Here is a 21,017-nt window from a genome sequence, read left to right as displayed (position 1 = left end):
GGCGGCCCCGGCGCTCTGGGGATGGTGGCTGGTGGCGCCGGGTCGGGTACTGCACGGGCGGGTCAGGCGCGCGCTTGCTTCGACGTCCGAACACCGCGACCCCTCCCCCGTCTCGTCTGGTGCCGACGCGGCCGGGTGGTGCTGACCCGGACCCTCGTCGCACTGACGGCACCGCCCTGGCCCGCGGTTGCCTCACGTGGCGCGGTCAACTCCCGCAACCACATCGAGGTCACCGCGGAGAGCGGTCGTTCATGGCTGATCTTCGCGCAGATGACCCGCGTCAACACGATCGTGACCACGATGCCCCAGGCGATCGACCAGAAGAGCGAGATCCCGATCCGGCGCTCGACGGTCAACACTAGAAGGAAGACCACGACTCCGACGCCCCACGCCACGTAGCGGGCACGGAATGGCATCGTCGCCCGTGGCGGGCCGAGCCAGACGGCGTCGACGCGGTACACCTCGTCGTCGGTACGTATGCGCACAGAGGTCCCTCTAGGTCAGCCGGTGAACAGGCCCGCGATCCACGTGCCTATGTTCTTCCCGGCATCCGTGGTCACCGCCAACCCGATGATGGCCAGCGCGACGATGACACCGCCGAGACGCCGCATGACGCCCGCGTTGTCACCCTTGCCGCCGCCGAGCCACAACAGGAGCAGCGCGACCACGAGCAGCAGTAGCGGAATGAGGTTGTTGAGGATCCACTCGCGGACGCCGCCTGTGCCCAAACCACCGGTGTCCTGGGCGAGCTCGAAGGTGGTCATGGCGATCATGTTCTTAACTCCCGTGTGCGCGGCCGCTTATGCCTGCCGTTCTGTAGACGAGTAGAGCACGCCCACATCACGATGTGTAGTGAGGGTGCGTCGCTCCGTAGATCCACATCTGCTGCACTCGCGTCCTCCTCGGTGCTCGAAGACGTGCCATCTGACCACACACATGATGCGGTGAGAACGGCCCCTCGATCGTGAGGGTCACTCGTCCGGACCAACATCTCGGTAGGTTCACCCAAACGCCGAAGGTGCCCTAACTTTAGGTGGGAGCTTCGCGGCGTCAACCCACCCCCGCTTCGGGGTGTCACCCGTTCGGCCCATCGCAAGTTCGGATGGCGTGTTCGCCACACCGGGGTTGACTTGTGCTCCGTTCAGAGGAGCGGTTCTCATTCATACACAATCCACCATCCTCCGGGATCGTGATCGAAAAGCCGCACACCCAGTGTCGTACGGCGGACGAGTCGACATGTAAGCCGGATCCTGTCCCCGGCCGACCGGCCGGTGAGCGGTCATCCATCTGGGCCTGCCGTCGCCGGCAGGCTCTAGCGGCCTACCCGCAGACTCGGGCGGGCAACCCTCGAACGCCTGCGCAGGACACCCTCGCGGGGTCCCTCTTGGCCTTGCTCCGGGTGGGGTTTACCTAGCCACCCCGGTCACCCGGGGTGCTGGTGGTCTCTTACACCACCGTTTCACCCTTACCTGACGTGGTGACGCCAGGCGGTCTGTTCTCTGTGGCACTGTCCCGCGGGTCACCCCGGGTTGCCGTTAGCAACCACCCTGCCCTTCGGAGTCCGGACTTTCCTCGACGGGCCTGAACCCGCCGCGACCGCCCTGCCGACTCGTCCGCGCGTCAAGGGTAACGCCCGCCGCCGCTGTGGATCATGACCACCCGGGCCGCCGGGCTCAGGACAGGTGTGCCGTGTCGTTGACCAGGCGGACCGACGCGTTGCCATCCGGGTAGAACTCGACGACCGACAGGGACGCCAGGTCCAGGTGCAGGCGGAACAGCAGCGACGGACCGGCGTCAAGACCCATCCGCAGCAGGGACTTGATCGGCGTGACGTGGCTGACCAGCAGCAGCGTCTCGCCGGCGTGCCGCTGGACCAGCTCGTCGCGCGCCTGCCGGACCCGCGCGTGGACCGTATCGAAGCTCTCGCCGTTCGGCGGGGCCACGCTCGGGTCGCCCAGCCAGCGCCGGTGCAGCTCCGGGTCCCGCTCGGCCGCCTCGAGGAACGTCAGCCGCTCCCAGTCGCCGAAGTCCGTCTCCACCAGGCCCTCGTGCACCTCGACCTGACGTCCCGTCGCCGCCGCGACCGCCGCCGCGGTCTGCCGGGCCCGGCCGAGCGGGGACGAGATCACCGCCGTGAACTCCAGGGTGGCCAGGCGCGCCGCGGCCGCCTTCGCCTGCTGGCGGCCGGCGTCGGTCAGCGGGACGTCGCCGCGGCCCGAGTAGCGGCGCTCGCCGGACAGCTCCGTCTGGCCGTGCCGCAGCAGCAGCAGGCGGGTCGGGGTGCCGGTCGCGCCGGTCCAGCGGGTCGGCGTGGTGTCCGTCGGCGTGGGTTTGCCGGCCTGGGTGTCCATGGCCTGGTTCGCCAGGCGGTCCGCGTGCGCGTTCTGGGCACGCGGAATCCAGGCGTAGGAGACCTCGTCGAACCCGTCCGCGAGCTCGCGGGCCGTCGCGGCCAGCGGCTTGAGTGCCTCGTTCCTGACCTGCCAGCGGCCGGACATCTGCTCGACGACGAGTTTCGAGTCCATCCGCACCGCGACGGCCGTCGCGCCCAGCTCGCGAGCGGCGGTCAGGCCGGCGATCAGGCCCTGGTACTCGGCGACGTTGTTCGTCGTGGTGCCGAGCCCCTCGGCCCGTTCCGCCAGCAGGGACCCGTCGGTGGCGAACACCGCCGCGCCGTAGCCTGCCGGGCCGGGGTTGCCGCGCGAGCCCCCGTCGGCCTCGACGACCACTCTCACAGGCCGGACTCCGGGGTCCGCACCATGATCGCGCCGCACTCGTCGCACGTCACGACCTCGTCGGCCGCCGTGTTCGCGATCCGGGAGATGGAGGTGCGGTCCAGCTCGATCCGGCACGCGCCGCACCGGCGCTGACGCAGCAGGGACGCGCCGATCCCCCGGTTCTTGCGGACGCGCTCGTACAGGTCGAGCAGCGGCTGCGGGAACTCCGGCACGAGCTTCTCGCGGTCCGCGGTCCGGCGGGCGGAGACCGTCTCCAGGTCGGCGAGCGCGTGGTCGCGCCGGTTGGCCGCGTCCTGCAGCGCCTCGTCGGCCTTCGCCAGCTCCACGGCCGCGTGCTGGCCGTCCAGCTCGACCGCCTCACGCCGCTCCATCAGCTCCAGCAGCTCGTCCTCGAGCGTGGTCTGCCTGCGCTGCAACGTGTTCAGCTCGTGCTCGAGGTCGGTCATCTGCTTCGAGGACACCGTGCCGCCGGCGAGCAGGGCGCGGTCGCGGTCCTCTCGGGCCCGGACCGCGTCGATCTCCCGCTCCTGGCGCTTGACCTCACGGTCCAGATCGCCGAGCGCGGTCTCGTTGGCGACCTTCGCGTCCTTCTTTGCCTGCGCGGCCTTCTCCGCATCGGCGATCTCCGCGAGCTCCGGCAACGTCCTGCGCCGGTGGTCGACGCGAGCCAGCTCGGCGTCGACGTCGGCGAGCTCGAGCAGCCTGCGCTGCACTGCGGGATCGACTTTCACCCTGTGACCTCCTGGTCGCTAGCTGCCCGCTGCCACGGTCCAAGGGTCGGTGCGGCGCGTGGAGACGGTGATGTCGACGTTACCGCCGAACCGTTCGCGGAGGATCGCCGCCGCCTGGTCGCACCACGGCCACTCACTGGCCCAGTGCCCGACATCGACGAGCGCGGGCGCGCCGGCGGTCGCGAGGTGCTCGCTGACGGGGTGATGCCGCAGGTCGGCGGTGACGTACGCGTCGACGCGCCGGTGTGTCGCGGTCGCGAGGTAGGAGTCGCCCGCGCCGCCCGAGACGGCGACGGTCCGGATGAGGCGGTCCGGGTCGCCGGCGCCTCGGACGCCGGTGACCGTCTCCGGCAGGGCGCGGGCGACTCTGGCCACGAACACGCTGAACGGTTCGGGAGCCGCCAGCTCGCCGACGCGACCGATGCCGGTCCGGCCGTCCTCGTTGGGGTTGAGCGGGCCGGTGACGGTGAGCCCGATGGCTTCGGCGAGCGCGTCGGACACGCCCGGGTCGGCGGCGTCGGCGTTGGTGTGCGCGCAGAAGAGCGCGGCGTCGCCGCGGATGAGGCGGTGGACGAGGCCGCCCTTCGGGGTGCTGGCCGGGACGCCGTGCACGCCCCGCAGCAGCAGCGGGTGATGCGTGACGAGCAGCTGGGCGCCCGCCGCCAGCGTTTCGTCCACAGTGGACTCGACGGGGTCCACGGCGACGATGATCCGGTGGACGGGCGCGGCCGGGTCGCCGCAGACGAGCCCGACGGCGTCCCAGGACTCGGCGAGCGCGGGCGGGTAGGCGGCTTCGAGCACCTCGACGACGTCGGCGACAGTGGTCAAGGTGTGCCCACCTCCATGGTCAGCGCTTTGATCAGGTCCTCCGACGCCTCCGGCGCCCGCACCGCGATGCGCAGGTGGTCGGTCGTCAGCCCGGGAAAGGTATCGCCCCGGCGAACGGCGATGCCGCGGTCCCGGAGGTTCCTGCGGACGCGCTCGCCGTCCCGGACCCTGATGAGGACGAAGGGTGCGGCGGCGGGTTGGTGGACGTGGACGCCCGGGATCTCCTGGAGCCGCTCGATGAGCCACTCGCGATGGCCGGTGTACTCCTGGGCCGCCCGCTCGGCCTCCCGGACGGCGCGCGGCTCGGCGCAGGCGGTGACGGCCTCGAGGACGAGCGTGCCGACGGGCCAGTGGGGGCGGTGCCCGCCCAGCCGTCGCAGGAGGTCCGGGTGGCCGAGGGCGTAGCCGGCGCGAAGGCCGGGGAGCGCCCAGGTCTTGGTGAGGCTGCGGAGCACGAGGAGCCCCGGCAGGTCGTCCCCGGCCAGCGACTCTTCTTCGCCGGGAACGGCGTCCATGAAGGCCTCGTCGACGACGGTGACGCGGCCCGGACGGGTGAGGGCGGCGATGGCGGCCTTGGGGTGGAGCTCGGAGGTCGGGTTGGTGGGGTTGCCGAGCACGACGAGATCGGCGTCGTCGGGGACGGGATCGCGGTGCATGACGCGGTGGAGGGGGATCCCGGCGTCGCGAAGGGCGACCTCGGGCTCGGTGAAGGAGGGGTGCAGGACGGCGGCTGTGCGCGGTGCCAGTGCCGGCAGAAGCGCGAAGCCCTCGGCGGCGCCGTTGAGGACGAGGACGTGGTCGGGATCCCGACCGTGCCGGGCGGCGACGGCTTCGCGGGCCCGCCGGTCATCGGCGGCGGAGGGGTAGGTGCCGAGCCGGTCGAGGGCCGCGACGAGGCGGTCCCGTAGCCAGAGGGGCGGCGCGGAGCCACGGACGTTCACGGCGAAGTCCTGCAGTCCCGGCGCCGCGTCCACGTCGCCGTGATGCCGCAGGTCGCTCACCGGCGGATCCTAACCGCGCCGGTTGTCGCGTCCTTCGCCACGGCGGCCCAACTGGCGGGAACGCGCTGCCGCGCCAGCTGTACCCAAGGCACCACGTCTGACCTGCGGAAAAATTTTCGCCGAAGTCGCCCCAGAATGGAGATCAGGCAGCCCCACCCGATCCCCAGGGCCACGGCAAGGTTGATCTCCCGCGTGGGAGCAGGCACTGTCTCTGGTTGATCATCTGAGTGTCTAGGTTCCATGATCATGTGAGAGAGCTGCCCTGCCTGCTGTCGCGTCAGCGCTGAACCCTGGCGTGTTGGGTCGGCTGACCTGCGTGAACTCTTCGCTGGATCTTGGGATCCGAGAAAGCGGCACGAGCCGGCATACGTTGTGCTCAATCTTCACCATCGCCGCGGCGGCGGTGTGCGCGGGTGCTCGATCGTTCACCGATCGGTGGGTCGCTGACACCCCGCAGCGGCTCTGGCCCTGCGGGGTGTGCAGCACGACCCGCGACGTGGCCGCTGTCTGACGCCGGCCACGGACGCCGCGAACAACGGACCATCCAGATACTCCCCGCACCAGAAACGTCGATTTCCCTCCGCGGCACAAGCCTTTCTCGTCGAGCGCTACATCACCCACACCACTGCGGCAAGTCCAGCGCCCGTCGCCGTACTCGGCATCACCAGCCTCACCCCCCACTCACGCCACCCACACAAACCCCTGATCCGATCCCGGGGGCCACCCCGCCTGCCATTCTACCGGCGAGGGGTGGCGGGGGGCGGCAAAAGCCCTGGTCAGCGAGGACTGTGGATAACTTTCACCCGGTCGGTTCGAGCGAAGGTGACATTCGCACGGCGGGGCTTCAGTGCGGTAGGCCGTAGCGGGATGGGCCTATGCCCAGCAGCTTGCGGAAGTGGCGGGTGAGGTGGGCCTGGTCGTAGAAGCCGGCCATCGTGGCGGCCTCCGCGGTCGGGTGGCCGGCGAGCAGGTGGCGGCGGGCCAGGTCCAGCCGCCGGCCGGTGACGTACCGGTGCGGGGGGATGCCGAACTCGCGGCTGAACGCCCGGACCAGCGACACCGGGTGCACGTCCAGCAGCGCCGCCGCCTCGTCCAGGGACGGTGTCTCGGGCAGGCGGGCGTCGAGGAGGTCGCGGAGGCGACGGGCCACCGACACGGCGGCCGGCGGTGGCGGCTCGGCGACCCGCAGGTGCTGCCGCAGGCGGTCGCGGATCAGGGTGAAGCGGCTCTGGGCCTCAAGGACCTCCGCGTCGGCCGGGTCCAGCGACCGGTGCAACTGGTTGACGCGGCGGCGCAACAACGGGTCATCGAGGGACGGGTGGTCGACGGCGGCGCCGACGCCGGTCAGGGTGTCGGCGGCCAGGTACAGGACGCGCTTGCGGAACGGCCTGGGCGAACGGCCGTCGTGTGGGACGCCCGGCGGCAGCAGGGTGACCTGGGAGCGCAGCGCGCCGTGCTCGTGCCGGTCCAGGTCGTAGCGCACCATGCCGTCGTCCATCAGCAGCAGGGTCCAGGCGTCGTGCGTGTGCGACGGGTACGCGTGCGTCGTGAACCGCGCGTGGAGCACCTCGTGGATGCCGGGCACGTTCGGGCGCCACGCCTTGATCTCGGGGCCCATGGTTAGGAACGTACAAGACTTCCGGCGGACGGGTCGCGATCGTGGGGGACGTGAGCTTCTCCACCAAGATCGCCGTGGTGGTGCGGGACGACCTGCCCACCTGGCAACGGCTGAACGTGTGCGCGTTTCTCGTCAGCGGGGTCGCCGCCGCGGTCCCCGAGCTGATCGGCGACGCCTACGAGGACGCCGACGGCACCAAGTACCTCGCGATGTTCGGGCAGCCCGTGCTCGTGTTCGAGGCGGCCGCGGCAGTGCTGACCGCGGCGCACCGGAAGGCGCTCGACCGCGGGCTGCCGATGTCGGTCTTCACCAAGGAACTGTTCACCACCGGCAACGACGAGGACAACCGGGCCGCCGTGCGGGCCGTCCCACAGGACCAGCTCGACCTCGTGGGGCTGGCCGTGCACGGGCCGCGCAACGCCGTCGACAAGATCGTCAAGGGTGCGCGCATGCACCCCTGAGCACGGTGGCGCTTGCCCTGTGGCGGTGATCGGGCAGACTCGCGGGCGTGCTTCATGTGTGTTTCGTCTGCTCCGGCAACATCTGCCGCTCGCCGATCGCGGCGCTGGTCTTCTCCGCGGTGCTGGACAAGGAAGGGCTGGCCGACCGCGTGCGGGTGACGAGCGCGGGAATCGGGCCGTGGCACGTGGGTGACCCCGCGGACCGGCGGGCACGGCGGGTGCTGGCGGCCCACGGGTACCCGACTGACCACGTCGCGGCCCAGGTGGGCGAGGACCATCTGTCGGCGGACCTGCTGGTCGCGATGGACACCGGGCACGAGTCCGCGTTGCGGAACCTGCTGAAACACCAGGGCGACGGCGACGAGCGGCTGCGGATGCTGCGGTCGTTCGACCCGGACGCCGCCGACCCGGACGTGCCGGACCCGTACTACGGGGACTACTCGGGCTTCGGCGAGGTGCTGGGGATGGTCGAGGCGGCGATGCCGGGGTTGGTCGAGTGGGTGCGAACGCGGCTGTGACGGCCGCCGAGGCGGTGACGGGGCTGCTCGGCCGGAAGGTGGCCGGGGTGGCCTCGCTGGGCGGGGCCTACCGGATCCGCCTGGCGGACGGCGGCGAGGTGGTGGCCAAGCGGCACACCGAGCCCAGCGCCGTCGAGGCCGAGGTGGCCGGCCTGCGCTGGCTACGGAATGGCTCCAGCCCCACGAACCAGGACAAGGTTCACCCAGGAAACCCGAACGAAAGGACCGTTCGTACGCCCGGGGGTCCCCCGATTTCAACGCTACGGCACGGGGCCGACAATTCTGGTGGTGCGGGCGGCAACTGGGAAGAGGTTCACCCGAGAAACTCGAACGAAAGGACCGTTCGTGCGGCTGGGGGTCCCCCGGATTCAACGCTACCGGCGGGGGACGACAATTCTGATGAGTCGGTGTTTCCGCAGGTGCCGGCCGTGCTGGGGTTCGATCGGGAGTGGCTCGTCATCGAGTTCGTGGCCGGTGGGCGGGCCTCCGTCGCCTCCGCCGAGCGGTTCGGGCGGGAGTTGGCTGCCCTCCATCAGGCCGGGGCCGGCGCCTTCGGGGTCGCGCCGCCCGGCGGACCCGCCGATGCCTGGATCGGGCTCGCGCCCATGCGGAACGTCACCGGGGCGCGGTGGCCCGAGTGGTACGTCGAGCACCGTGTCCTCCCCTACCTTCGTGCCGCCGTCGACCAGGGCGTGCTGCCCGACCCCGCCCCCGTCGAGGACCTCTGCGCGCGGATCGACACGGTCGCCGGGCCCGTGGAGTCGCCCGCCCGTCTCCACGGCGACCTCTGGAGCGGCAACGTCCTCTGGGGCACCGACCGTGTCTGGCTCATCGACCCCGCCGCGCACGGTGGCCACCGGGAGACCGATCTCGCCATGCTGCGTCTCTTCGGGTGTTCGCACCTCGACCGGATCGTCGCCGCCTACGACGAGGCGGCTCCCCTCGCCGACGGGTGGCGGGAGCGCGTCCCGCTCCACCAGCTCTTTCCCCTGCTCGTGCACACCGTGCTCTTCGGTGGCGGGTATGGGGCCCAGGCCGTCGCCGCCGCGCGGTCTCTAGCATGAGACCCGTGCGGTTCTGGTTCTTGCTACGCCCGGGATGGCTGGCGCTGACGGCGTTGGTGCTGGTCTTCGCCGCCGTCTGTGTCACGCTCCTGTCGCCGTGGCAGTTCCGCCGCAACGAGGAGCGCGCCACCACCAACGACGCCATCAGCAACGCCGCCAACGCCGCGCCCGTCGCCCTGGCGACCGCCCTGCCGGACGGGGCCCAGCCCGGGCCGGGGACCGAGTGGCGGACAGTCCGGGTGACCGGCCGCTACCTCGGCGCGGACGAGGTCGTCGCGCGGCTGCGGACCGTCCTCGGGCAGGCAGCGTTCGAGGTGCTCACGCCCTTCCGGCTCACCGATGGCTCCGTCGTCCTCGTCGACCGTGGGTACGTGCGCCCGGTGCAGGGCAACCAGGCCGTCGCCGTGCCGGACTTCGCGAAGCCGCCCACCGGCACCGTCACGCTCACCGCACGCCTGCGCGCGGACGAGCGCGACCCCCGCGGCCGGCCGCCCGAGCGGCGCGACGGCCGGCTCCAGGTCTACGCGGTCGGCTCCGGGGTCGTCGAACACGCCACCAAGCTCGACATCCGGCCCGGCTACCTGCAGCTCAACGACGACAACCCGGGCGTGCTCGCCGCCCTCCCGCTTCCCGAGCTGGACTCCGGTCCGTTCCTCTCCTACGCGCTGCAGTGGATCGCCTTCGGCGCCATGGCGATCCTCGCCTGGCTGTACTTCACCTGGCGCGAGATCAGGCCCGGCGGTGTGCTCGCGACCCCGAAGGCCGAGCGGCCCGGACGGATGTCCGTCGCCCAGCAGATCGCCGAGGAGGAGCAGCGTGAGCGGTCAGCTGCGGCGGCCGCGCAGCAGGGCTAGCAACGCCGCCAACGCCGTCGTCAGGCTGCCGACCACGCGGGACAGTTCCACCGCGCGGGTGACGTGCCCGGAGTCCGGGGTGCGGCCCTCGCCGAGGATCGGCCGTTCCTCCACGCCGTGCGCGTAGACCGTGCGGCCACCGAGGCGGATCTCCAGCGCGCCGGCGAACGCCGCCTCCACGCGGCCCGCGTTCGGGCTCGGGTGCGCGGCCGCGTCGCGGTGCCACGACTGCCACGCGCCCCGCCACGAGCCGCCGACCACCGGTGCGCCGACCACGGTCAGCGCGGCGGCCAGCCGGGCCGGGATGAGGTTCAGCAGGTCGTCGAGGCGGGCCGACGCCCAGCCGAACTTGCGGTAGCGGGGCGAGCGGTAGCCGACCATCGCGTCGAGGGTGTTCACCGCGCGGTAGGCCAGGATGCCGGGCACGCCCGCGACCGCGCCCCACAGCAGCGGCGCCACGACCGCGTCGGAGGTGTTCTCGGCGACCGACTCGACCACGGCGCGGGCGATGCCCTCGGCGTCGAGGGTCTCGGGATCGCGGCCGCACAGGTGGGGCAGGCGCTCGCGCGCCGCGGCCAGCTCGCCGGCGTCCAGCTCGCGGCCGATCGCGGCGCCTTCCACGGCGAGCGTCCGGCCGCCGAGCGCCACCCAGGTCGCGGCGGCGGTCGTGAGGGTCTGCAGGACGGGGTTGCGCCGGCCGATCCGCTCGACGACGACGCCCAGCAGCACCGCGCCGCCGCTCAGGACGGCCGCGTGCACCACGCCGACGAACCTGTCGTCGCGGTAGATCGCCTTCTCGACCCGGGCCGCGACCTGGCCGAACCCGGCCACGGGATGCCGCCGGCGCGGGTCGCCGAACGCCCCGTCCGCGGCCACTCCCAGCAGTAGACCGACCGCACGCGCCACGCTGACCACGTCTGTTCTCACCCCGTTCCGTGCGAGGGACACCGTAGCGCGCGGACCTGTCACGGCCGGGTCCCGGGCGCTGGACCTTGTCGACACGCACGCCGGGTGGGGCCGGCACTGGTCTAATACGCGGCATGTTGCGGGCACGGCGGCGTGGGTTCATGAGACGCGAGTACGAGATGTCGGCCGATGGTGCGCCGCTCGCCGTGCTGGCCGGCACGAGGCGCGAGGGCTGCGAGTTCACCTTGTCCGGCACGGGTTTCCGGATCGAGCGGGACGGGAGGAAGCGGTTCCTGCTGCACGGCCCGGACGGTCGCGTGGCGGTCGCCGACCGGACGACCGGCCGGGAGTGGCGGGGCCAGGCGACCAGCGGCGACCTGACGCTGGCGAAGCCGTCGCTCTGGCGGTCCGACTGGGAGGTCCGGGGCACCACGACGGGCACGATCCGCCGCGAGCGGTGGTTCAAGCCCGTGTACCAGGCCGACGTGCCGGCGGACGTGCCGCTGCCCGTCGGGGTATTCGCGTTCTACGTGGTGTTGATGATCCTCGAGCGACAGGCCGCGGTAGCTGCGGCCGCGAGCTGACGTGCTCGAGGTCGCACAGCAGGGCATCGCGACCTGCCTCGTCTCGGCCGGTGGGCAGCGGGTCACGGAGTTCATGCGGCTGCCGGAGACACCGTGTGTGGTCGACGGGGTCCGGTACCGGATGGCCAGGAACGGCCGGTCGTTCACGCTCGAAGGGCCGCACGGGGTGCTGGCCGTGGCGGAGCGGACCAGGCGGCGCGAGCTCACGGTCGGCGGGGCCGGCCAGCGGCTCCGGATGCGACGGGTCGGCCTGCTCGGCGGCCGGTGGGACCTCTACGCCGGCGAACAGCTCGCCGGCGGCTGCCGGCACGGCGTGTTCAGTGCCACCGCGCACCTGCCCGAGGACCTGCCGCTCGCGCTGCGGGTGTTCGTCCTCTACACCTCGCTCATGAACGACGGCGCCCGGTTCCTGCCCTGGGTCCAGATGTACTGCCTCGGGACGGAGGCCCTGGTGACCCACGCTAACGCACCGTTGCCCCCTGCTGGTCGGTGGCGACTGGCTCGGTGTGTGTTGATGAGGGATGGCCGTTGCGGTGGGTGGCTGAGCGGTTCCAGGTCTCGCCGAGCACGGCGTGGCGGGCGCACGGCGCCGCGGACCGAGCTGCGGATCATCGGGTTGCGGGTGACTCGCGGTGGGGGCTGGCGCGGATCGCCTCCCGTCGGGGTTGGTGCGCTCGACGTGCATCGGGTGCTGACCCGCCACAAGGTGGCGCGTCTGGCCCACCTGGATCGCGTCCACGTCGACATCCAGAAACTGGGCAACATCCACGACAGTGGCGACCTCCGCGCCCACGGCCGCCAGATCGGCGGCCGCAACAGCCAACGCACCGCCCCTACCGACCCCAAACCAACGGAAAAGTAGAACGCGTCAACCGCACCCCGCTCGACGAATGGGCCTACGCACGCCCCTACCCATCAGAAGCCGAACGACGCGAAGCATTACCACGATGGCTCCACACCCACAATCACCACCGCAACCACACCGCACTCGGCGGCCAACCACCCGCCAGCCGCGTCCCCAACCTCAGGCCAGTACATCTAGCTAGAAGGCACGGTCCTTCAGGAGAGATCCTGGTCGGCCTCTGCCCAGCCCTTGATCATCTGGTAGGCGATCGACGTGCCGCCCGGGAGTTTCAGGTTTGGCCGGTCCTTGGCCAGTGCGGCGCGGACCTCCGCGCGGGTGACCCAGCGGGGTTCCTCGATCTCGCCGTCCGCGGGGATCAGGGGCGCTGTGCGGTCGACTGCCACGGCGGCGAAGCCGACCATGATCGAGCGTGGGAACGGCCACGGTTGGCTGCCCAGGTAACGGATGTCCGTCACCTCGATGCCCACCTCCTCGCGGACCTCGCGCGCCACGCAGGCCTCCAGCGACTCGCCCGCCTCCACGAAACCGGCCAGTACCGAGTACCGGGCGGGCGGCCAGATTGGTTGCCGGGCAAGGAGAACCTCGGAACCGTTCTCGCCGACGCCGTTGTGGATCAGGCAGATCACCGCGGGGTCGGTGCGGGGGTACTCCTCACGGCCGCAGCCCGTGCAGTGGGTCGCCCAGCCCGCGTTGACGCGTTCGACCCGTGAGCCGCAGTTGGCGCAGAACCCCGCCTTGGCGTGCCAGTTCGTCAGAGCCACCGCCGTGGTGAACAGGCCGGCCGCGGTGTCGGACAGCAGTGCGCCCGTCGTGCGGAGGTCGTGCCACTGCTCGCCGTCCTCGGACCTCGCGCCGGACCACAGGCCCCACGACCGGTCCGGCGCGGCGACGCCCTCGGTCAGCTCCTCGTCGGTCGGCATCGCCCAGTAGCCGACGCCGTCCAGCTCGCCGAGCAGCATGGCCTCGGGCGGCAGGTCGCCGGTGGCCGGCCGCGTCGACAGCTCCGTCATGTCCGCGCGGACCGGCGTGCGGCCCTTGCGGTCCACCAGGACGACACGGCCCGTCGCCCATAACTTCGCCAGGCGGGCCGCGTCGGTGCGGGCCGGCTCCTCCCGGTCCACTGTGGACCGGGAGAGGCTCGGCACGGCGGGCAGTTGGAACTGAGTCACTCCGAAACGCCGCCCAATGCCTTCAGCGAAGGGAGCTGTGCCACGTCGCCGACGATCACGCCGGTGAACCTGACCGGCGAGAAGAACTCCAGCGCCGCCTCGGTCACCTGCTCGTGGGTGACCTGCTTGAGCCGGTTCGGATGCTCCACCAGCCACTCCGGCCCCAGCCCCAGCGGCGCCAGCGCCGCCAGCTGCGACGCCAGCCCGGTCTGCGACGCGGTCGAGATCAGCAGGGACCCGATCGCGTACTGCCGGACGGTCTCCAGCTCCTCGGTGGTCGGCGGGACCACGCCGAGACGGCCCAGCTCGTACCGCATCTCCAGCAGCGCCGGCGCGGTCACCTCGCTGGCCGTGTCCGCGTCCACCAGCAGGGTCGCGCCGCGGATGGTGAACTCAAGCGAGGACCGAGCGTGGTACGTGTAGCCCTTGTCCTCGCGGATGTTCTCCACCAGGCGGGAGGAGAAGAAGCCGCCGAACACCAGGTTCGCCAGCTGCAGCGCCGGGTAGCGCGGGTCGGTGCGCGGGATGGCCTGCGCGGACAACCGCAGCTGCGACTGCACCGCGCCCGGCCGCGGCACGAACAGGATGTCGCCGCCCAGCACGTCCGGCAGGTCGGGCAGCTCGACCGCGTTTTCGTCCGACGTCCAGCCGGCCAGCGCGGCGCCGATCTTGTCGACGGCCGTGTCCGGCTCGACGTCACCGACGAACACCAGCACGGAGTTCCGTGGCAGCACGGAGTTCCGGTGCATGGCCTTGACCTCGTCGACGGTCACCGTCGCGACGTCCGCGGCCTCCGGGGTCTCCCTGGTGAACGGGTGGTCGCCGTAACGGTGGCGCTGCAACGCCTCGCGGGCGATGACGCTCGGCTGCGACCGGGCCACCGCGATCCGCTCCACGAGCCGCGACCGCTCGCCCTCGACCTCCTCGTCGCGGTAGGCGGCGCCGGTCAGTGCGTCGGCCAGCACGTCGAGCAGCGTGTCGAAACCACTGGCCAGCGCGTTGCCGCCGACCGAGAGCCGCTCCGGGTCGACGCCCGCGCCCAGCTCGCCGCCGACCAGCGCGAGGTCGGTGTCCATGGCGACGCGGTCACGGCGCTCGGTGCCGGTGAGGATCGTCGCGGCCAGCACCTCGGCGATCGCGGCGTGCCGCTTGTCGGCCCCCGCGAACGGGATCCGCAGCCGCAGCTCGGCCATCGGCACCGTCGGCGAGTGCACGGCGATGACGCGCAAACCGTTGTCCAGCACCGTGTCCACCGACCGTAGGCCCGTGGCCGAGCGCTGCTCGCCGAGGATCGGCAGCGCACGGGGCCCCAGCTCGGTGCGCCCGATCTCGGCGGCGGTACGGAAGGTCGTCACTGGTTTCCTCCTGTGTTGGTCTGGGTCGCTCCGTGCATCCGCCGGCCGCCTCCTTCCGTCGTCGCGCGCTCGACGCTCGCTCCTCGCCTGCGAGCGCGCTTCTCGGTCGGTCCGGTGGCGGGCTCCCGCACTACGCGCCCGCGGGCGTCACGGTCAGCACCGCGCGCGAGTCCGGGCGCAACGTCTTGGCCGCGGCGGACACGGCGTCCGGTGTGACGGCGGACAGCTTGTCGGTCAGGTCGTAGACGAGGCCGGGGGCGCCGTAGAGCAGCTCGAACGAGCCGAGTGCGAGCGTGCGGGACACCAGCCGGTCGTGCTCACGGTGCAGGCTCGCGACCCAGCGGGCGGTCACCTTGGCCAGCTCCTGGTCGGACGGTGCGGTGCCGGCGAGCTTGTCCAGCTCCTCGTCGACCGCCCGCAGCACTCGGTCCTGGGTGACGTCCGGCGAGTGCACCGCCGTGATCGTGAACGTGTCCGGGTCGCGTGCCTCGAACGGGCCGAACAGGCCGCAGGCGGCGTTGACGTCGGTGACCAGCGGTTCCTTCAGCACGAGGCGCTGCTGCAGCCGGGACCCGTCGCCTTCGGCGAGGACGCTGGCCAGCACCAGGCTGGCGAGATAGGCGTCCAGCTCGTTGATCGGGTCCGGCATGCGGTAGCCGATCGCCAGCGCGGGCAGCGGCGCGTGCTGGTCGATGTGTTCCGCGGTGAGCTGACCGCTCGGCGGCGGCTCCGCGAACGACGGCCGGTCGGGCGCGGAGCGGGCCGGCACGTCGCCGAAGTGCTTCTCGATGAGGTCGCGCGAGCGGTCCAGCTCGATGTCGCCGGAGACGGTGAGGACCGCGTTGGCCGGCGCGTAGTAGGTGTCGAAGAACTGGGCGCAGTCGTTGAGGTCGGCGGACTCCAGCTCGGTGAAGTCGCCGTAACCGTTGTGGGCGTTGGGGAACGTCTGGTACAGCACCGGCGGCAGCAGGATCCACGGGAACCCGCCGTAGGGGCGGTTGAGGACGTTGAGGCGGATCTCCTCCTTGACCACGTCCACCTGGTTGCGCAGGTTCTCCTCGGTCAGCTTCGGCGCCCGCATGCGGTCGGCCTCGAGGAACAGTGCGCGCTCCAGGCCCGCGGAGGGGAGCACCTCGAAGTAGTCCGTGTAGTCCGGGTGGGTCGAGCCGTTGAAGGTGCCGCCCGCGGACTGGATGTGCCGGAAGTGGGCGAGCTTCTCCAGACTCTCACTGCCCTGGAACATGAGGTGCTCGAAGAGGTGCGCGAAGCCGGTGCGGCCCTCTGGTTCGGAGCGGAACCCCACGTCGTAGTGCACGCTCACGCCGACCACCGGGGCGGTCGGGTCGGGGGCGAGTACCACGCGCAGTCCGTTGGCCAGCGTGAACCGGGTCAGCTCATTTCCAAGCATGTCCGCAGCCTACGTGGATCGACCGACCGCCGGAGCCGTGCCCACCCCGGCTGTGGACAACTGGTGCGGTTGTGGATAACTACGTCAGCTCGGCGACGCGCCACCCAGCGCGCGGTCGAGCGCGACGAGGAACGACGCGAACCGGGCCGGGAACTCGGCAGGGCTGCCCGTGTCGTACCAGTAGGGGCCGGACGTGCCGTCGGCCGAGGCGTCCAGCTCGGCGAAGCGGCGCACCCACCCGTCGGCCTCGCCGAGCACGACCGCGTACGGCAGCGAGCGGGACAGCACCATCTCGCGGTCGGGCGGCGGGATCGAGCCAGCCTCGGTGGTCCGCAGGTAGCCGAGCAGCCCACGCACCTGCTGCACCAGCACACTGCCGCGCCGGGTCCGTGCCGGCATCATGCGTGCGCCCAGCGCGAGGCCGAGGCCACCCACGACGAGGGCCAGGCCGAGCAGCGCGTGACCGACGGTCAGCGCGAGCACGACCGTCGCGGCCGCGCCGAGGAGCGCCAGCAGCACGCCCACGATCGACCACAGTGACCGGTCGTGGTCCGGCCGGCGGACGAACCACTCGCGAGTGACCACGTCGGAGTACATGGACTCACGCACCGCACCCATGTCCACCCGCACCTCGGACAGCGGCACCTCGGCCGCCTCGCCGAGCAGCTGGTGGTAGACGGTCCGCTCGTAGTCGGTGAGCGCGCCGTCCGGCGGGTTGCGCCGCACGAGCACCCAGTTGTTCGGGCCCAGCTCGCGGATGAGCACGTAGTTGCGCACGGCCAGGTCGACGACCGTCGCGGTCACGTCCGCGACGTCGACCCGTTCGTCCACGACCGTGCCCACCTGACCGGGAAGCACACCATCGGGTGATGCGAACGCGACGCGGCCGCCGTCACCGGTCATCAGCAGCTCGACCGGGCCGACGTCGGCGGCGAGTGCGCGGGCGTCCCGGCCACGGGCCAGCCACAGCAGGACGAAACCGCCGGCGAGCAGGAGCACCAGCGCGCCGAGGCCGATGCCGCTGGCGCCGGTGATGGCGAACGCGTTGGCCGTGCCGATGTCGTCGAACCGGGCGTTGGCGCCGACCGTGCCGGCCGGCAGCCTGACGGTCAGGTCGATGCGCTGCCCGGCCGGCAGGCTCTCCTGCACGACCCGCAGCACCTGCGTGGAGTCGGTGAGCGCGGAGCGGCACGGCGAGTCGCTGCCGAGCTCGCCCGCCAGGCAGACCACGGACTCCGGCTGGTCCGGCGCGATGAACGAGGCATGCACGAGCCGGACCCTGGTGTCCCAGCCACTCGCGACCTGCCAGCGCACCTCCTGGTGCCCGCCGACGTCGGTGACCGCACCGTCCACTGTGTACCTGACGGTGCTGGCGCCCTCGCCGAAGCTCATCACGAACCGGTCGCCGGTGACCTCGGTCGTGGCCTTGCCCTGGACCCGCACGTCCCGGACGGCGAACACGCGGTCCTGGTCGTCCCCGGCCTTGATGCGCAGCGGCGCGCGGCGGGCCATGGACTTGCGGGCCTGGACGAAGACCTGCTCGGTGACCGACAGGCTGCCGTCGCGCTCCAGCTTCAGTGCGACGTTGATGCTCCCGGGCAGCAGTGGGCGCGGAATGGTGCCGCCCGGCTTCGGGGCACCGGTCCTCGTCGGGTTGATCATGCTCGGGTCGAGGCTGGGTCTCCCGGGCGGTTTCAGTGACGGCATCGTCGAGGGAGGTTTCGGGTCCGACGGCTGCGCCGCCGCCTCGCCGAGTCCTGTCAGCACGGTCATCGCGACCAGCGCCGCTACCGGAATCCCCCACTTCGCCAACACGCCTGCGGAGGATAGTCCAGTGCCCATATGCTCACCCGCTGTCTGAGGAACAAACAGGGGGACGGGGATGACGCAGCCGCCACAGGGGCCGTGGCGACCCATGGGGCCACTGCCGCCGCCGCGGTCGAGACCACTGCCCCCGGGGCCGATGCCGGGATATGGCGGCCGCCCGCCGGCGCAGCCGTACGGCGTCCCGTCTGGCCGGCCGCCGGGACCGCAGCCGGGACCGCCGCCGATGATGCCGCCACCCGGTCACTTCCCCGGTGGGTACCCGCCGCGGTCGACGCTGCCGCCGTGGGCGCAGTACCCCGGGCACCCGCACCTGCTCCAGCCACGCAGGACGTCCAACACCGGCGCGCTGGTCGCGACGATCATCGTCGTGGTGCTGCTCGGCACCGTCGCGACGGTGGGCTTCCTGGCCATGAACCGCGGTGGCAGCAGCGTCGCGGACACCGGCTACGACACGGACCCGACGTCCTCGTCCGACCCGTTCCCGACGGCGACCTCCACCACGACCACCACGACCGAGACAGCCGAGACCACGGACGACACCCCGACGGAGACCACGCCGGCCGGTCCGCGGCCGGTGCACGCGACGGGCGACAACCCGCTGTTCTCCGGCGACGTCGGCACCCCCGCGGTGACGTGCGGCCTGGCCAGGTGGGAGACGAACCCGGCCGGCGCGCAGGCGTTCTTCCAGAGCGCGCTGCCGTGCCTGGACTCGGCGTGGCAGCCGGTGCTGGAGAGCCAGGGGCTGCCGTTCTTCAGCCCGAAGCTGGCGTTCCCCGAGGGCACGTCGTGGGAGAGCCCGTGCGGCGCGGTATCCACGGGTGTGGTCGCCGCGTTCTACTGCAGCTACGACAACACGATCTACATGCCGTTCGCGGGACTGCAGACCGAGCTGTACGGGGCGCGGCCCGGCGTGTACCTGGCGCTGTTCGCGCACGAGTACGGCCACCACGTGCAGACGCTCGCGGGCGTGATGGACGCGTACTGGGAACAGCGGTACGACGCGGGCGCGGACACCGACGGCGGGCTCGAGCTGTCACGGCGGTCGGAGCTGCAGGCGCAGTGCTTCTCGGGGATGTTCCTCGCGGCGGTCTACGGCCGCGGCTCCGTCGACGACAACATCCTGACCGAGGCCCGCACCAGCCAGGACCGCGGCGACCACAACCCGGGCGCCCCCCGCGACCACGGCACCGACGACCACGCCATCGGCTGGTGGGAACAGGGCGCCCAGCTCAACCGCACCTACCAGTGCAACACCTGGCTGTCCCCACCAGCGGACGTCGCCTAACCATCGCGAGTCCCGCGTTCACCCATACCGAGTCCCGCGTTCACGCACACCGAGTTGCGGTTTCGTGCACACGCCCCCGGCCATGATCTGCACGAACCCACAGGTCGGTATGTCCGAACGCGGGACTCGGTGTGTTTGAACGCGGGACTCGCGGTGTTTGAATGCGGGACTCGCGAGGGTCAGGGGCCTCTGCGGACCAGGAAGGCGTAGGTCGCGCCGGCCATGCCGCTGACGACGATCAGCAGCAGGCCGAGGCCCTCGCCGTTCTCGCGGTCGCCGGTCGCCGCGTCGGCGGCGTGGACGACCAGGTCCGACGGGAGTGGGCCGGTTGGGACGGTCACCTCGACGGGTTCGTTCCTCGTGTGGCCGCAGCCGTCGTAGCGGGCCTGGTGGGCCTTGCCGGCGTGGGTGAACCTGACCGTCTCCGTCGCGCCCAAGCTGTTGCACGGGGCGGCCGTGACGACGGTCGCGCGGGCTCTGGTGCCCTGGTCCTCCGGGGCCGACCCGAACAGGCCGGACACGCTGACCGCCACGGCGACCAGCACACCGAGGACGACGACCCCGGCACCCGTGGCCGCCCACCGGACATAGCCGGGCGGGACGGCCACACCCCAGATCCGCACACGGCGATGGTCCCACAGGCCGGAAAAATCAACTCTCGTCTGCCGGGGTTACCTTCTTGACGTACAGGAGCCGGTCGCCTGCCTCGATCGCGTCGGACTCCGGGTGGTCGACGCGGTACAGCTTTCCGCCGCGCACCACGCCGAGCACGATGTCCGACAGGTGCCGCGGCGACCCGCCGATCTCGCTCTGCTCGACGTCCCGCTCGGCGATCGCGAGGCCGGACTCCGGCGTGATCAGGTCCTCGACCATGTCGACGACCGTCGGGGTGTGCGTGGCCATGCCGAGCAGCCGGCCGGCCGTCTCGCTGGACACGACGACCTGGTTCGCGCCGGACTGCCGCAGCAGGTGCACGTTCTCCGCCTCCCGCACGGCCGCGACGATCTGCGACTTGGGCGCCAGCTCGCGCGCGGTGAGCGTGATCAGCACCGCCGAGTCGTCCCGGCTCGCGGCGACCACCACCGCACGCGCACGCGGCACGCCGGCGACACGCAGCACGTCGGAGCGGGTGCCGGAGCCGTGCACGGTGACCAGGCCCTGCGCGGACGCGGCCTCGAGCATCGTCTGGTCGGTGTCCACCACGACGATCTGCTCGGGCTGCACACCGTCGGACAGCACGGACCGGACGGCCGAGCGGCCCTTGGTGCCGAACCCGACGACCACCACGTGATCGCGCACCTTCGACCTCCATCGTTGCAGCTTGAACGCCTGGCGCGACCGCTCCGTGAGCACGGCGAGGGTGGTGCCGACCAGGACGATGAGGAAGAGCACCCGCAGCGGGGTGATGACCAGGATGTTGACCAGGCGGGCGGACTCGCTGACCGGCGTGATGTCGCCGTAGCCGGTGGTCGACAGGGAGACCGTCGCGTAGTAGACGCAGTCCATGAACGACAGACCGTCGCCGTTGGCGTCGCGGTAGCCGTCCCGGTCCAGATAGACGATCATGACGGCCGCGAGCAGCGCGACGATCGCCCAGATCACCCGGCGGATGATCGAGGCGACCGGGCTGACGACCTGCTCCGGCATGCGGATCACGCCGGCGAGTGCGTGGTAGGGCCGGTCGGTGAGCCGGTCGGCCAACCGCGACATGCCGGGCAGGCGCCGGGGGCGGTTGTCGTCGGGGCTGGTCACGGCGGCGAGATTAGCCGACGCCGGCCTGTCGATCCGACCGGTGCCCGTTCGTG

General features: G+C 71.7%; 19 protein-coding genes, 1 other RNA gene and 2 pseudogenes. 8 read left to right on the top strand and 14 right to left on the bottom strand.

Annotation, left to right across the window (positions count from 1 at the left end):
* Positions 1-135: 135 nt before the first annotated feature.
* On the top strand, positions 136-399 hold the full coding sequence (locus VET29_RS44065; RefSeq protein ID WP_414636490.1) for a hypothetical protein: 264 nt from the start codon (positions 136-138) through the stop codon (positions 397-399).
* A gap of 101 nt (positions 400-500) precedes the next feature.
* Here the strand turns inward: VET29_RS44065 and VET29_RS13215 are convergent, their stop codons facing one another.
* The 7 genes from VET29_RS13215 to VET29_RS13185 form a co-directional block, all read right to left on the bottom strand.
* Positions 501-773, bottom strand: a complete 273-nt coding sequence (locus VET29_RS13215) for a hypothetical protein (RefSeq protein WP_324919641.1) — start codon at positions 771-773, stop codon at positions 501-503.
* A 450-nt stretch (positions 774-1,223) separates the two neighbouring features.
* Positions 1,224-1,612: RNase P RNA component class A (gene rnpB, locus VET29_RS13210), an RNA gene on the bottom strand.
* A gap of 61 nt (positions 1,613-1,673) precedes the next feature.
* Positions 1,674-2,729, bottom strand: coding sequence for a bifunctional RNase H/acid phosphatase (locus tag VET29_RS13205; protein WP_324919689.1), 1,056 nt, complete (start codon positions 2,727-2,729; stop codon positions 1,674-1,676).
* Positions 2,730-2,731: 2 nt separating this feature from the next.
* On the bottom strand, positions 2,732-3,469 hold the full coding sequence (locus VET29_RS13200) for a zinc ribbon domain-containing protein (RefSeq protein WP_324919639.1): 738 nt from the start codon (positions 3,467-3,469) through the stop codon (positions 2,732-2,734).
* 18 nt (positions 3,470-3,487) lie between these two features.
* Positions 3,488-4,297 (bottom strand): Nif3-like dinuclear metal center hexameric protein, encoded by an 810-nt coding sequence (locus VET29_RS13195; protein WP_324919638.1) that lies wholly within the window; start codon positions 4,295-4,297, stop codon positions 3,488-3,490.
* Positions 4,294-5,298: an Rv2231c family pyridoxal phosphate-dependent protein CobC gene (cobC, locus tag VET29_RS13190; protein ID WP_324919637.1), complete on the bottom strand. Its 1,005-nt coding sequence runs from the start codon at positions 5,296-5,298 to the stop codon at positions 4,294-4,296. Before cobC ends, VET29_RS13195 begins: the two co-directional genes overlap by 4 nt.
* 844 nt (positions 5,299-6,142) lie before the next feature.
* Positions 6,143-6,916: an AraC family transcriptional regulator gene (locus tag VET29_RS13185; protein ID WP_324919636.1), complete on the bottom strand. Its 774-nt coding sequence runs from the start codon at positions 6,914-6,916 to the stop codon at positions 6,143-6,145.
* 50 nt (positions 6,917-6,966) lie between these two features.
* On the opposite strand from VET29_RS13185, the gene VET29_RS13180 reads away from it, so the two are divergent.
* The 4 genes and pseudogenes from VET29_RS13180 to VET29_RS13165 all read left to right on the top strand — a co-directional run bounded on the left by VET29_RS13180 (position 6,967) and on the right by VET29_RS13165 (position 9,813).
* Positions 6,967-7,377: a DUF2000 domain-containing protein gene (locus VET29_RS13180; protein WP_324919634.1), complete on the top strand. Its 411-nt coding sequence runs from the start codon at positions 6,967-6,969 to the stop codon at positions 7,375-7,377.
* Positions 7,378-7,424: 47 nt separating this feature from the next.
* Positions 7,425-7,895 (top strand): low molecular weight protein-tyrosine-phosphatase, encoded by a 471-nt coding sequence (locus VET29_RS13175; RefSeq protein WP_324919632.1) that lies wholly within the window; start codon positions 7,425-7,427, stop codon positions 7,893-7,895.
* 416 nt (positions 7,896-8,311) lie between these two features.
* Positions 8,312-8,959, top strand: a pseudogene (locus tag VET29_RS13170) (fructosamine kinase family protein); the annotation flags it as partial.
* 5 nt (positions 8,960-8,964) lie between these two features.
* Positions 8,965-9,813 (top strand): SURF1 family protein, encoded by an 849-nt coding sequence (locus tag VET29_RS13165; RefSeq protein WP_324919630.1) that lies wholly within the window; start codon positions 8,965-8,967, stop codon positions 9,811-9,813.
* Here VET29_RS13165 and VET29_RS13160 read toward each other — a convergent pair.
* Positions 9,784-10,740 carry a cobalamin biosynthesis protein gene (locus tag VET29_RS13160; protein ID WP_324919628.1) on the bottom strand — a complete coding sequence of 319 codons (957 nt, stop codon included), beginning with the start codon at positions 10,738-10,740 and terminating at the stop codon, positions 9,784-9,786. The two genes, VET29_RS13165 and VET29_RS13160, sit on opposite strands and share 30 nt — an antisense overlap.
* Before the next feature lie 140 nt (positions 10,741-10,880).
* On the opposite strand from VET29_RS13160, the gene VET29_RS13155 reads away from it, so the two are divergent.
* Positions 10,881-11,303: a hypothetical protein gene (locus VET29_RS13155; protein WP_324919626.1), complete on the top strand. Its 423-nt coding sequence runs from the start codon at positions 10,881-10,883 to the stop codon at positions 11,301-11,303.
* A gap of 451 nt (positions 11,304-11,754) precedes the next feature.
* A pseudogene (locus VET29_RS13150) lies at positions 11,755-12,329 on the top strand (integrase core domain-containing protein); the annotation flags it as partial.
* A 33-nt stretch (positions 12,330-12,362) separates the two neighbouring features.
* Here VET29_RS13150 and nudC read toward each other — a convergent pair.
* From nudC to VET29_RS13130, 4 genes are all read right to left on the bottom strand, one after another.
* Positions 12,363-13,337 (bottom strand): NAD(+) diphosphatase, encoded by a 975-nt coding sequence (gene nudC / locus VET29_RS13145; protein ID WP_324919624.1) that lies wholly within the window; start codon positions 13,335-13,337, stop codon positions 12,363-12,365.
* The gene (locus VET29_RS13140) at positions 13,334-14,692 is read right to left on the bottom strand and encodes a pitrilysin family protein (RefSeq protein ID WP_324919622.1); all 1,359 of its coding nucleotides are present in this window, start codon (positions 14,690-14,692) and stop codon (positions 13,334-13,336) included. The genes nudC and VET29_RS13140 overlap by 4 nt, the downstream gene beginning before the upstream one ends.
* Positions 14,693-14,822: 130 nt before the next feature.
* Complete coding sequence (locus tag VET29_RS13135; protein ID WP_324919620.1) at positions 14,823-16,100, bottom strand: pitrilysin family protein; 1,278 nt, start codon at positions 16,098-16,100, stop codon at positions 14,823-14,825.
* 84 nt (positions 16,101-16,184) lie between these two features.
* Positions 16,185-17,915 carry a DUF2207 domain-containing protein gene (locus VET29_RS13130; RefSeq protein ID WP_324919618.1) on the bottom strand — a complete coding sequence of 577 codons (1,731 nt, stop codon included), beginning with the start codon at positions 17,913-17,915 and terminating at the stop codon, positions 16,185-16,187.
* A 67-nt stretch (positions 17,916-17,982) separates the two neighbouring features.
* Between VET29_RS13130 and VET29_RS13125 the strand changes: the two genes are divergently transcribed.
* A complete protein-coding gene (locus VET29_RS13125; RefSeq protein ID WP_324919616.1) occupies positions 17,983-19,212 on the top strand; it encodes a neutral zinc metallopeptidase in 1,230 nt (409 codons plus the stop codon).
* 179 nt (positions 19,213-19,391) lie between these two features.
* Here VET29_RS13125 and VET29_RS13120 read toward each other — a convergent pair whose 3' ends face one another.
* Positions 19,392-19,835 carry a hypothetical protein gene (locus VET29_RS13120; protein WP_324919614.1) on the bottom strand — a complete coding sequence of 148 codons (444 nt, stop codon included), beginning with the start codon at positions 19,833-19,835 and terminating at the stop codon, positions 19,392-19,394.
* 28 nt (positions 19,836-19,863) lie between these two features.
* Positions 19,864-20,922, bottom strand: a complete 1,059-nt coding sequence (locus VET29_RS13115; protein ID WP_324919687.1) for a potassium channel family protein — start codon at positions 20,920-20,922, stop codon at positions 19,864-19,866.
* Positions 20,923-21,017 lie beyond the last annotated feature (95 nt).

Source organism: Actinophytocola sp. (genome assembly GCF_035634895.1).
GTDB lineage: Bacteria > Actinomycetota > Actinomycetes > Mycobacteriales > Pseudonocardiaceae > Actinophytocola.
The sequence above is the reverse complement of the archived record's forward strand: the minus strand, read 5'-3'. Positions and strand labels throughout refer to the sequence as shown.

Bases quoted from the DNA above. Each gene is read 5' to 3' on its own strand.
- VET29_RS13215 (WP_324919641.1), bottom strand. From the start codon at position 773: ATGATCGCCATGACCACCTTCGAGCTCGCCCAGGACACCGGTGGTTTG.
- VET29_RS13185 (WP_324919636.1), bottom strand. From the start codon at position 6,916: ATGGGCCCCGAGATCAAGGCGTGGCGCCCGAACGTGCCCGGCATCCAC.
- VET29_RS13155 (WP_324919626.1), top strand. From the start codon at position 10,881: ATGAGACGCGAGTACGAGATGTCGGCCGATGGTGCGCCGCTCGCCGTG.
- VET29_RS13135 (WP_324919620.1), bottom strand. From the start codon at position 16,100: ATGCTTGGAAATGAGCTGACCCGGTTCACGCTGGCCAACGGACTGCGC.
- VET29_RS13125 (WP_324919616.1), top strand. From the start codon at position 17,983: ATGACGCAGCCGCCACAGGGGCCGTGGCGACCCATGGGGCCACTGCCG.
- VET29_RS13115 (WP_324919687.1), bottom strand. From the start codon at position 20,922: ATGTCGCGGTTGGCCGACCGGCTCACCGACCGGCCCTACCACGCACTC.